Annotated in this window: 11 protein-coding genes; 2 read left to right on the top strand and 9 right to left on the bottom strand. The window is 37.7% G+C overall.

Going from position 1 to position 11,469, the window contains the following annotated elements; translation table 11 throughout:
• Positions 1 to 41 precede the first annotated feature (41 nt).
• The 3 genes from CDH50_RS06900 to ytxJ form a co-directional block, all read right to left on the bottom strand.
• Entirely contained in the window at positions 42 to 1,232 is a 1,191-nt protein-coding gene (locus CDH50_RS06900; protein ID WP_100611294.1) for an endo-1,4-beta-xylanase, read from the bottom strand.
• A gap of 148 nt (positions 1,233 to 1,380) precedes the next feature.
• On the bottom strand, positions 1,381 to 1,773 hold the full coding sequence (locus CDH50_RS06895; RefSeq protein ID WP_100611293.1) for a gamma-glutamylcyclotransferase family protein: 393 nt from the start codon (positions 1,771 to 1,773) through the stop codon (positions 1,381 to 1,383).
• A 5-nt stretch (positions 1,774 to 1,778) separates the two neighbouring features.
• Entirely contained in the window at positions 1,779 to 2,168 is a 390-nt protein-coding gene (gene ytxJ, locus CDH50_RS06890; RefSeq protein WP_100611292.1) for a bacillithiol system redox-active protein YtxJ, read from the bottom strand.
• A 257-nt stretch (positions 2,169 to 2,425) separates the two neighbouring features.
• On the opposite strand from ytxJ, the gene clpB reads away from it, so the two are divergent.
• Together clpB and deoC are read left to right on the top strand one after the other, a co-directional pair.
• Positions 2,426 to 5,035 (top strand): ATP-dependent chaperone ClpB, encoded by a 2,610-nt coding sequence (gene clpB, locus CDH50_RS06885; RefSeq protein ID WP_100611291.1) that lies wholly within the window; start codon positions 2,426 to 2,428, stop codon positions 5,033 to 5,035.
• A gap of 473 nt (positions 5,036 to 5,508) precedes the next feature.
• Entirely contained in the window at positions 5,509 to 6,174 is a 666-nt protein-coding gene (gene deoC / locus CDH50_RS06880; RefSeq protein ID WP_100611683.1) for a deoxyribose-phosphate aldolase, read from the top strand.
• On the opposite strand, the gene CDH50_RS06875 is transcribed toward deoC, so the two are convergent.
• From CDH50_RS06875 to CDH50_RS06850, 6 genes are all read right to left on the bottom strand, one after another.
• Positions 6,171 to 7,016: a 5-oxoprolinase subunit C family protein gene (locus tag CDH50_RS06875; protein WP_100611290.1), complete on the bottom strand. Its 846-nt coding sequence runs from the start codon at positions 7,014 to 7,016 to the stop codon at positions 6,171 to 6,173. The two genes, deoC and CDH50_RS06875, sit on opposite strands and share 4 nt — an antisense overlap.
• Complete coding sequence (gene pxpB, locus CDH50_RS06870) at positions 7,009 to 7,740, bottom strand: 5-oxoprolinase subunit PxpB (protein WP_100611289.1); 732 nt, start codon at positions 7,738 to 7,740, stop codon at positions 7,009 to 7,011. The genes CDH50_RS06875 and pxpB overlap by 8 nt, the downstream gene beginning before the upstream one ends.
• Before the next feature lie 6 nt (positions 7,741 to 7,746).
• Positions 7,747 to 8,487, bottom strand: a complete 741-nt coding sequence (pxpA, locus tag CDH50_RS06865; protein ID WP_100611288.1) for a 5-oxoprolinase subunit PxpA — start codon at positions 8,485 to 8,487, stop codon at positions 7,747 to 7,749.
• An 11-nt stretch (positions 8,488 to 8,498) separates the two neighbouring features.
• On the bottom strand, positions 8,499 to 9,602 hold the full coding sequence (locus CDH50_RS06860; RefSeq protein WP_100611287.1) for a DUF2891 domain-containing protein: 1,104 nt from the start codon (positions 9,600 to 9,602) through the stop codon (positions 8,499 to 8,501).
• Between the two features lie 134 nt (positions 9,603 to 9,736).
• Entirely contained in the window at positions 9,737 to 10,249 is a 513-nt protein-coding gene (locus CDH50_RS06855; RefSeq protein WP_100611286.1) for a DinB family protein, read from the bottom strand.
• 201 nt (positions 10,250 to 10,450) lie between these two features.
• Positions 10,451 to 11,164, bottom strand: a complete 714-nt coding sequence (locus tag CDH50_RS06850) for a membrane or secreted protein (protein ID WP_100611285.1) — start codon at positions 11,162 to 11,164, stop codon at positions 10,451 to 10,453.
• Between the last annotated feature and the right edge of the window lie 305 nt (positions 11,165 to 11,469).

Raw genomic sequence — 11,469 nt, 5'->3', positions numbered from 1 at the left:
TCAGGAGTTTTTATGTGTATAATTACCGTAAGGATGTTTATTTATTTTGAACTAGCCTCAATAATAGCTTTAAATGCTGGTTTTGGTTGCAATTGTCCATCAAACACTAGAGCATCTTGCCCTCTTCTCCATGATCTGGTATCGCTAATGCCCCAGAAAGTAACACGGTCAATCACATCTGCATGGCGCTGAAAAATCTCGAACAGTTTTTTGTAAACCTCCGCTTGTTTTTCATAATTCCCTGCTGGTATGGTTCTATCACCTTGGTTCACACCAAAAGCACCACTATTATTACCAGTGGCAGTAACGTCCAATTCTGTTATAGCTACTCTCAAACCAAGAGATTTATAGTTTTCAATGGCTTTTTCAACATCAGCCAGATTGGTATCTAAATGCCAATGCCCTTGGATACCCACACCTGTAATAGGTGCCCCTTCAGCAATAAGACGTTTTAATAATAACATAGAACTGGCGTGTTTTCCTTTATTTTCAACAGCGCCTTGCTCTATATTGTAATCGTTGTAGTAAAGCTGAGCATTAGGATCAGCTTCTCTTGCCCATTTGAAAGCCAAGTTTAACACCTGAGGCCCAACAACTTTATACCAACTCCAATCACGAAGGTTTTCTGTAGTACCATCACCACCATCTTCAATAGATTCATTCACAACATCCCATCCAATAACGCTTCCTTTGTAGCGTCCGGCAACGGTCATGATATGGTCTTTAAGACGTGCAAGAGCCACCTCTTTGGTTGCCATTTCACCTTGAATGCTGTTACGCCACATCTCACTCATAGAAGGGCGAGGTGCGTTAGGGTCTCTAGGGCCTCTAGGAGCTCTTACCGGTTCGGCACCTTCTTCAACCTTTGGATTGACTGCTTGAAAAAACCAAGGAGCAGTTTGTGAATGCCATACCAAGGTATGTCCCCAAGTTTGTAAACCATTCTCCTTACTCCATGCAATCATGGCATCGGGCGTTTCAAAATTGTACTTGTCCTCCGAAGGATGGATGGGCTGCGGTTTCATGCAATTCTCTGGTGTATTGATGTCGTATTGCGCTTTAACGTTTGCAAACTCCGCATCAGAAAGTCCTCTCATATCGGTTGCAGTCCCTATAAGGAATTTACCGGCATAAGCTTCTTTTAACGTTTTTTGGGATGTGTTCTGACCGTAAACACTGATACCTAGTGCTGCAGTCAGGATAAAACTTGTAATTAAATGTTTGGTAATCATGATGTTGTTTCTTTAGTTTTTGTTGTATATTTTGTGACTTTAAATATACTTTTTTTCAGGTATATAAAGGTGTTTTGTGGAGAATTTAACGAAACTTATAGGTTTACGCATTGCTAATTTTTAGGTATTTTATATTACTTCAATAAAACTAAATGCTGAAATACATTCCCGAAGGAATTAAGCGCAAATGTTCCGTTGGAAAGTTATAAGCATAAAACCAAGTGGCCACTTCAGCACCATCTTCCAAATATGCCACTACTTGGGTACGTAAATATTCATAATCGATTGGATTGCCATCGCCAATGCCTTCATAATCATCCAACACTTTAAAAACAACTTGAGTATCTTTAATTTTGAAGATGTTACCGTACACACGTTCGGAAGGATCATCACTTACAACAGCTCCAGGATAACCCTCCAAATCATAAAGTTTCCCATGTATATAGGCGTTCCCTATAAACTCGGAATTGGAATGTAAAAAGCGGGACATACCATTACTTACGGTTTTCATCAAAGTGCCATAAACAAATAGATAGTCCATATACTTTAAATAAAACGGTTTAAATCCAAATCGTTGATACCGCCATGGCTTTCATGCATGACTACGTTTCCATTTTTAATGACCAACAATTGTGGCGATTCGTGAACAACATTAAATGTATTCGAAACCGCGTTGGAAACTTCTCGGTAAGTGATTAAATCCAGATAGTATAAATCGAGTTGATTTTTAGAAAATCCATAATCTTCAACAAATTGTTTCATAACCATCCGGCTAATACCGCATCGTGTAGAATGTTTAAAAATCACCTGTGGTTTTGTGCTAGATTTATCTTTAATGGCTTGTAACTGATTAATTGTGTTTAAATCTACCCAGGGTAGAGTTTTTTCTTCTTTGTGTTCAACTGAATTGCTAAATAGCTTGTTAAATAATCCCATATTTTGTATCTTATACGTGGTTAGTCTCTTTAGTTTTTACAATCTTACAACTGACTAAAAGTCAGTATTTATAAGGTTTTAAACGCCATTTTGTCCTGTAAAATGAACTGGTAAGATTATTGACTGAATCACTTTGTAAAAGTACAATATAGATTGCTGTTTACATAATAGATTCCTGTTTACATAGAAATAACAAAAAAAGTAAAGATATAATTAATGAGATTCCTGCTTACGCAGGAATGCAAAACTAAATCATTATGAACTTAAATAATTATACCATAAAATCGCAAGAAGCCATACAGCAAGCGCAACAGATTGCGCAAAGTTATGGACATCAACAAATAGAAAATGAACACCTGTTCAAAGGTATTTTTGAGGTTGATGAAAACGTGTTACCATTCCTTTTAAAAAAATTGAATGTAAACATCATTGTTTTGGAACAAGCTTTAGACAAACAATTGGAAAGTTTTGCTAAAGTATCTGGCGGCGAACTCCTATTATCCCGGGAAGCGGGAAAAACGCTTAACGAGGCGGCTATTATTGCTAAAAAAATGAATGATGATTATGTGTCTGTAGAGCATTTAATCATCGCCATTTTTAAATCAAATAGCAAAATAGCGCAAATGTTAAAAGACCAAGGTGTTACAGAAAAAGCATTAAGCGCTGGTATTACCGAATTACGCAAAGGCGATAGAGTGACTTCGCAAAGTCAGGAAGAAACCTATAATTCGCTAAACAAATACGCTAAAAATTTAAATCAGTTAGCCAAAGATGGAAAATTGGATCCCGTGATTGGACGTGATGAGGAAATACGAAGAATTCTTCAAATTTTATCACGTAGAACCAAAAACAATCCGATTCTCGTTGGTGAACCCGGTACCGGTAAAACCGCCATTGCCGAAGGTTTGGCGCACAGGATTATTGATGGCGACGTGCCCGATAACTTAAAAGACAAACAAATCTTCGCCCTAGATATGGGCGCACTTATTGCAGGCGCGAAATACAAAGGTGAATTTGAAGAGCGACTAAAAGCCGTCATCAAAGAAGTCACCGAAAGCGAAGGCGATATCGTCCTGTTTATAGACGAAATCCACACTCTGGTGGGGGCTGGTGGCGGACAAGGTGCCATGGATGCTGCCAATATTTTAAAACCTGCTTTGGCTCGTGGTGAGTTACGTGCTATCGGAGCAACGACCTTAGATGAGTATCAAAAATACTTTGAAAAGGATAAAGCTCTGGAACGTCGTTTCCAAAAAGTGATGGTAGATGAGCCTGATACCGAAAGTGCCATTTCCATACTTAGAGGCATCAAGGAAAAATATGAAACGCACCATAAAGTGCGCATTAAAGACGAGGCCATCATAGCGGCCGTGGAATTATCGCAACGCTACATCACCAACCGTTTCTTGCCCGATAAGGCGATTGACTTGATGGATGAAGCAGCTTCTAAATTACGCATGGAAATCAACTCAAAACCCGAAGAATTGGATGTGTTGGATAGAAAAATCATGCAGTTGGAAATTGAAATTGAGGCTATTAAACGTGAGAAAGACGAATCTAAATTAAAATCTTTACGTTCCGATTTAGCCAATTTAAAAGAGCAACGTAACGAACTCAATGCGAAGTGGAAAAGCGAAAAAGAAGTCGTTGATAATATTCAGACTATTAAACTGAATATAGAAAACTTTAAACTGGAAGCTGAACGTGCTGAGCGTGATGGCGATTATGGAAAAGTAGCCGAATTGCGTTATGGAAAAATCAAAGAGGCCCAAGAACAATTGGAAAAACTTCAAAAGGAGTTACACGAAAATCAATCTGAAAACTCTTTGATTAAAGAAGAAGTGACTTATGAAGATATCGCTGAAGTGGTTGCCAAATGGACTGGCATTCCGGTTTCTAAAATGATACAGAGTGAGCGTGAAAAATTATTAAAACTAGAAGATCAATTGCATAAACGTGTTGTGGGTCAGCAAGAAGCTATTATTGCCGTGAGTGATGCGGTTAGGAGAAGTCGCGCGGGACTGCAAAATCCGCAAAAGCCCATCGGCACCTTCCTATTTTTAGGAACGACTGGTGTTGGGAAAACGGAGTTAGCGAAAGCCTTAGCGGAATATTTGTTTGATGATGAAAATGCCATGACCAGAATAGATATGAGCGAATACCAAGAACGCCATGCCGTGAGCCGATTGGTTGGTGCGCCTCCAGGGTATGTGGGTTATGACGAAGGTGGGCAATTAACCGAAGCCGTGAGAAGAAAACCATACTCTGTTGTACTGTTAGATGAAATTGAAAAAGCGCATCCTGATACGTTTAATATTTTATTGCAAGTATTGGATGAAGGCCATTTGACGGATAACAAAGGACGTGTGGCGGACTTTAAGAATACGATCATTATCATGACGTCCAACATTGGTAGTCATATCATACAGGAGCGGTTTGAAGCCACAAAAGACATTGATGCCGCTATTGAAGTTGCCAAATTGGATGTGCTTGCTTTATTGAAACAAAGTGTACGGCCTGAGTTTTTAAATAGGATTGACGACATTATTATGTTCACGCCCTTAACAAAGGATAATATTATAAGCATTGTTCGTTTACAGCTTAAAAACATCACCAAAATGATTGCCAAACAAGGTATTACCTTTGATGCAACACCAGAGGCGGTAGCATACTTAGCCAACAAAGGCTATCATCCAGAATATGGGGCGCGCCCAGTAAAACGTGTAATCCAGAAAGAAGTGCTGAATGCCTTGAGCAAAGAGATTTTATCAGGAAAAGTAACAACCGATAGCATTATTTTACTCGATGCTTTTGATGATGAATTGGTTTTTAGAAACCAAAGTGACCTGATAACAAAGAACATTTAAGTTGTAACAATTTATAAAAATTGAAGTCTTATTATTGGTTGGTTAGTGAAGCAACGAGCGTTGGATACAAATCATTTTGTTGAAAACAATCGTTGCTTTTTTATTTAATAAATTAATTGTCAGTTAGAACGCAGGCAAAACCTACCAAAGCCGCCAAATAGCCCGCTATTCTAAATGAATTTTACTGAATAGCTAATTATAATTATTTTTCATAAAGATCAATTCATTTGTTAAAAAACAACTAAATTTAACCCACTACCCAATTTATTTATAATGAATGCGTTATTATGAAATATGCATTTTTTTTAGTTAAATTCGATGAAATACAAAATATCATAATCCGTTTTTTGCTTTTTTTCGTAAATTTGCATAACTACTAGCCCCCAACCTAGATATTAATAATTTATTAAAAACCCTTTGTCATTTTCTTTACAATTAAGATAATGAACAAACTAAAAACCCTACTTATAGCAATGAGTATATCTAAATACATAGAGCATACGCTTTTAAAACCTACTGCAACAGAACGAGAAATCATAAATCTTTGCCAAGAAGCCATTGAAAATAATTTTTATGCTGTTTGCGTCAATAGCTGCTATGTGGCATTGGCAAAGCAATTATTGCATGACACAGATATTAAAGTATGTTCGGTCGTGGGATTCCCATTGGGAGGCATGTCCACTGAAGCCAAAGTGTTTGAAGCAAAAAAAGCTAAAGAAGATGGTGCTGATGAAATAGACATGGTTATCAACTTAGGCTATCTTAAAAGCAAAAACTATGTGCTAGTATTTAAAGATATTAGAGATGTAAAATTAGCTATTGGAAGAACGCCTTTGAAAGTCATTATTGAAATTTCAGAATTAAATAAAAACGAAGTAATTAAAATTTGTGAAATTTGCATGGACGCTAAAGCTGAATTCATAAAAACATCTACAGGCTATTCCAAAAGTGGCGCCACATTAACAGCTGTAAAAATCATCAAGAAGACCGTTCGGGACAATGCTAAAATAAAAGCATCTGGAGGTATAAAAGATTATGATATGGCGCTAAAATATATTGAAGCAGGTGCCGATAGAATTGGAACGTCTTCTGGGGTCGATATTCTTAATATGTCATTATCCAATGCCAGCACCTATTAAATCAGTTTAAAGCGTATTTTATTTCCCATAAATTTTTGTGCCATGATATTCATGGCACTTTCTTTTAATTGCAATACCCTTGGATAACCTCCCGTGGTTTGGCAATCGCGCATTAAAACAATGAGCTTTCCTGAAGGTGTTAATTGCACAGTCCCCGGAAGCACCAAAGAGGTGATAATGGGCTCTAAATCGTTATCCAAAAGCTGCTCCAATTGGTACGCCATACGGTTGTTATCTTTTGAAATAATGAACTCTTGTGACCATAGCATATCCTGTTGATTTTTTGAAAGCCTCTCGAATTCTGGACCTTTATAAACTTCTATTATATTTGAATATAAATATTTGTAATTCATTTTAATAGAAGCATTTTTTTTAAGTATGGCTTCAACATGATCATCAATTAGTAATTCATCACCTTTTGCAAGGATGAAGCTCCCCGTTATAGCTTTAAACATACTCCTACTCCCCATAACCTTATTCGTTTTAAACCCACCTGAAACCGACAGATAACCTCTAAAGCCACTGTTCAATTTTCCAAATGACAAGACCGCATTTTTAGCAACATGAATGGCTCGATTATTTTCAACAGGCTCATTGTTTAGCATAGGAGACATATCTGCACCAGACAAACAAATGATGGTCTCACTATCAAATTGTAAGACTGGTCCCATCATGGTCATTTCTAAAACAGCAGCGCTTTCATCATTGCCAAGCACCATATTGGCCACAGAAGCAGCATACGTATCCATCACGCCGGCATAGGGCACACCGTAACCCTGAAATCCAAAACGCCCCATATCCTGGATGGTAGAATAAAATCCGGGCTTTAAAACCTTAATCACGAATCACCTCACTTTCCAATTGGTAAACGCCTGCAGCCGACAAGGTTTTAATATCATGGTAGTCGCTAAGCGATATGGGCTTAAAACTGATCTTATCACCTGCTTTTGCGAAACAAGGTGGATTACTTTTAGGATTGAAAAACGTTATTGGCGAATTCCCGATGATGTTCCAACCACCGGGACTTTCGATGGGATATACTCCCGTTTGGTTACCACCAATTGCCACTGAACCTTTTTCAATTTTTAATCTTGGGGTCGATTTTCTTGGGATATGAAGCACCTCATCTAAGCCTCCCAAGTATAAAAATCCAGGTAAAAAACCAATAAAATAAACCGTGTAAATGGCTTGGAAATGTCGCTTAATAATCTCATCTTTTGAAAGGTTTTTTTCTACCGACACAGCTTCCAAATCAATCCCAAAACACACATCATAGCACACGGGAATTTTCCACAGTGTTGACAAACTGTCATATTGCAAACCATGGGAATTATATATGGTTTTTAATAGATTTATCTCGTTTTCAAAATTCCTACAAATAGTATCATAAATTATTAATAACGAGTTATATGCGGATTTTAATTCAACAATAGATTTAATATTATTTTCTTGAATAGTGTTTTTAAATCTGATGATATCCTTTAATATAAGGACATCGATTTTTGATGGCCATTCTACTAAAATAGCACGCGCTCCAAAGGGTTTATATGTTAGATTAAATGTCATTTATTTTTATAAAATACCTATGCCTTTTTCTTCCAAATATTGCCTCAAATTTTTAAGCAAATTTATAGCATCTGGATGGTCGCCATGCACACAACACGTTTCTGCTTTTATAGGCACTTCTTCCCCGCTAATGGTTCTCACTTTTTGGTTTACCACCATGTTATAAACATGGTCAACCAACATATTGGGTTCATGAATTAAAGCATTTTTTTCTCTACGGGACACCAATGTTAAGTCGGCATTATATTGTCTATCCGCAAAAACCTCATACACTATGGGAATGTTATTTTGGATGGCCAAATCCGCTATAATGGACTTGTAAGGCACATATAATTTAACAGGAAGTATAAATCGTTTCATAACTTCAATAATAACCATCGCTGTTTTTTCATCCACAGCAGCCATGTTATAAAGCGCGCCGTGTGGCTTCACATGATTTAGATTTACCTGCTCGTCTCGTAGTATAACCTCTAAACTTTCTATCTGGTTTTTTATAGCTAGAAACAACGCCGCACAAGATAGATCCATGGGCTCTCTTCCAAAATTTTCGATATCTGGAAACGATGGATGTGCGCCAATCTTAACACCATACTGTTTTGCTAATGTCACTACAGTGCGCATGGTTTCAGGAGTTCCGGCATGACCGCCACAGGCAATGTTACACGACGATAGGTAAGGCATTAATGCTGGCTCGTTGCCCACGCCTTCACCCACATCGGCATTTATGTCAATTGTATATGGCATCATCGACAATATAACTATTCTGAAGTAGAATTCAAAGCATACAGCGCAAAACTACCTAACCAATGACCGCCTTCATAATTTCCATCCACAATGCTTGGTAAGGAATAATTGATATGCCGATTGGCTATATTTTTAAGATGGGCGTATTCTGGCAAGTCTTCTGCAATTTTATTCAAACTCCACGCTCTTGAGAAATTCACACCGTCTAAATGCACCAAATGACCATCGGTCCTGTCTGATACTATGCCTGGTTCTAAGGTAAAATGTTCCTCTTTTAACCGTGGTAAAAAGGTATCTAACCAAGGTTTAAATTCATCTTTAGCAAGCACACGTTTCATTAAAGCGGCTTCTTCTAAACACGGTGATAAAAAATCGGTGCCGCTGGGCTCCCAGGTCATCGGACATTCTTTGTCATTCAAATAAAAATCTTTGGCGCGCTGTTCGATAGTGGATTTCAGAACCATATTATTTACAGTATTAGCATAATCCCAAGCAAAACTCAATCCGAATGCCGTATTGGGGTGTTCGCCAACACGGATGGGGTATTGTAGCTTTGGCAAAAACTCGATGTATTTACCAACAATTAAATCGGTTAAAGGTTGCAGATTCTTTTCTAGCTGTCTTGCGGTTTCGTCATCCCAAGTATGTAATTCCTCGGATAGTTTTAGTAACCATGCCCAACCATAGGTGCGTTCGTAGGATTTGTTGTGTTCTCCAAAAAAGTAAGCGACTTCGGTGTTGATGTTTGCTTCGGACATATTTTGAAGTAACTTTTCTTTAATGGCTTCGGCATGATCAATATCCGGAAACTGCTTTAACAGACTCACCAAGCTCCAATGGCCGTGAACGGACGAATGCCAATCGAAACACCCATAAAACGCAGGATGTAAAATCTTAGGAGATTTCAAATCGACATCGCCCCCCAAGGTTTGCGATAATCTATTGGGATATTCGGTATCCATGCAATGCAAGGGCAATTGTGCCAACCGATTGGCTTCTTGCAGATTTAAAACTGGCACGGGTACTTGTTTGATTTCTGGTTTGGCGGATGGGGTTTCCTTAGGTGAATTGTTGCAACTGAACAGCAAAACACCTAGTAAGAGCGCGTAGTATTTCATAAAAGTTAAAAATTTATCTGAAGTTCTAAAACCAACACCCTAATTTATGCAAAAAATAACAGTTGCTTATATTTAAACGAAAAGTCTTTAACGCATTTGGTTAAAGACTTTTCGTTTTACTTTAAATTGAATGTCTAATTACTCCATGGTGGCGCAATACCATTAGCTCTGGCGTAAGCAATTAATTGCCCTTTATGCTCGCCTGAATGGTCTAAAATAACTAACAATGTTGATAAGGTATTGAGTTTAGCAAATCCCAAATCAACTTCTTTACCAAAACTATCAGCATTAATTTGGTCTATTTTATCCAAAATAAACACAAACGATTTATTTAACGCATCCAAAACATTGGCTTTTCCCATTATTTTTTCCATGCCCATCATATCTACATCTTCTGGTGGTGCAAACCCTAATTTTGATGCCAGAAAATAGTTTGCCGCTGCCGTATGTAAAACGGCTTCTCTTACAGACCTAACGCCTTCGGCAGGCCGCCATTCGAATTGTTCTTCAGAAAAAGCATCTGCCAAAGAACTGATTTGATTTTGATTGTTACTCAATAGTCCTTTGAGACTAGATTGTACTATTTGGTCTTGCGCAGAGACCACAAGTGTACTCATAAATAAAAAAAGGGTTACTAGATGTTTCATATATTATAAATTAAGGTTGTTGAATTATTATTGTCTCCAATACACCAAATTGATTACATGGCTTCTCGATAAAATTTTCTCATACTTCGAAAATCACTCGAAGTGACATTTAGGTAGTTTACTATATTTATAGTTCATTCATCTGTCAGTTCGAGTGAGTCGCCATAAGCGAATAGCATCGAGAACTAGTTTAAAATTGAATTATTCCTCTCTGATACTCCAAATCTCATGAATAGGCGCGCCAGCACTGGACAGCCCTTTGTGATGCCATTTACCATTTACTAATTCATAATCGAATGGTAAACTCGCTCCAACCCTAGAATTATCCCTTGAAAAGAATTCTATATTTTCGGTATATTTTCCATCTATAGTGGTGTAAGTGCCTCCGCCAGTTCCCGAAAACTGTTTTGTTTCGGTGTTATAGGCAATCCATTGAAATCGGGTTCCAGATAGTATTTTCATGGTTTTTCTTGGACCACTAGTATCTCGGGTTTCTTCTTGACCATCCCTCATGCGTCCAGACATGAGCCACGCGCCTTGTAATGCGCCCGGTGTGCCATCATCAATACGTTTCATTTCCACATCTTGACCAACGATAGAAAACACCTTGCCATCATTTGTGACTTTAAAACTCACTTCACTCCCCACCCGCTCTGGATTATCGGTATCAAACTCTACTTTTTCGGTCATGGTATCGCCTTCCAGTTTCCATGTGCCGCCATTCGTGCCCATAAACTTACCAGTTTCTGCTTCATAGGTTGTTATTACTTGATAGCCATCGGCAAATATCACCACGCTTTTTAGTTTTTCGCCCAACGGTGTGGTATGGTACATTTCCCAAGCGCCAATAAAACTTTGTGCTTTAACCGCAACGGACAACAAAGTACAAACCAGTAAAATAAATATATGTTTCATGTCTAAATCGTTTATGATGAATTGTTTAGTGCTAAAATAGAGTTTTTTTGGTTTGAAAAATATTGCGATAGCAAATTTTGTCTTACTGAGCAGGAGGCTTACGATGGCGTGATATAGTCTATATTGCTATTGATTATAATGAATCTTAGACATCTCAATTTTTACAAAATCTTTTTTATTGTATATAATATTACGCACCTATCCCTATAATGGAATTTAAATTTATTATGGTTATATTCGTTTTCAAAATTTTTAGTATGGATAAAATACTTTCTTTAGCTGGTGCAGGGAATACGAAAAAGCAC

The organism is Confluentibacter lentus (assembly GCF_002806995.1).
GTDB lineage: Bacteria > Bacteroidota > Bacteroidia > Flavobacteriales > Flavobacteriaceae > Confluentibacter > Confluentibacter lentus.
The sequence above is the reverse complement of the archived record's forward strand: the minus strand, read 5'-3'. Positions and strand labels throughout refer to the sequence as shown.

Excerpts from the sequence above, each read along its gene's own strand:
- clpB (WP_100611291.1), top strand. The coding sequence starts at position 2,426 with ATGAACTTAAATAATTATACCATAAAATCGCAAGAAGCCATACAGCAA.
- pxpA (WP_100611288.1), bottom strand. The coding sequence starts at position 8,487 with ATGATGCCATATACAATTGACATAAATGCCGATGTGGGTGAAGGCGTG.
- CDH50_RS06850 (WP_100611285.1), bottom strand. The coding sequence starts at position 11,164 with ATGAAACATATATTTATTTTACTGGTTTGTACTTTGTTGTCCGTTGCG.
- CDH50_RS06855 (WP_100611286.1), bottom strand. The coding sequence starts at position 10,249 with ATGAAACATCTAGTAACCCTTTTTTTATTTATGAGTACACTTGTGGTC.
- CDH50_RS06900 (WP_100611294.1), bottom strand. The coding sequence starts at position 1,232 with ATGATTACCAAACATTTAATTACAAGTTTTATCCTGACTGCAGCACTA.
- deoC (WP_100611683.1), top strand. The coding sequence starts at position 5,509 with ATGAGTATATCTAAATACATAGAGCATACGCTTTTAAAACCTACTGCA.
- pxpB (WP_100611289.1), bottom strand. The coding sequence starts at position 7,740 with ATGACATTTAATCTAACATATAAACCCTTTGGAGCGCGTGCTATTTTA.
- CDH50_RS06895 (WP_100611293.1), bottom strand. The coding sequence starts at position 1,773 with ATGGACTATCTATTTGTTTATGGCACTTTGATGAAAACCGTAAGTAAT.
- ytxJ (WP_100611292.1), bottom strand. The coding sequence starts at position 2,168 with ATGGGATTATTTAACAAGCTATTTAGCAATTCAGTTGAACACAAAGAA.
- CDH50_RS06860 (WP_100611287.1), bottom strand. The coding sequence starts at position 9,602 with ATGAAATACTACGCGCTCTTACTAGGTGTTTTGCTGTTCAGTTGCAAC.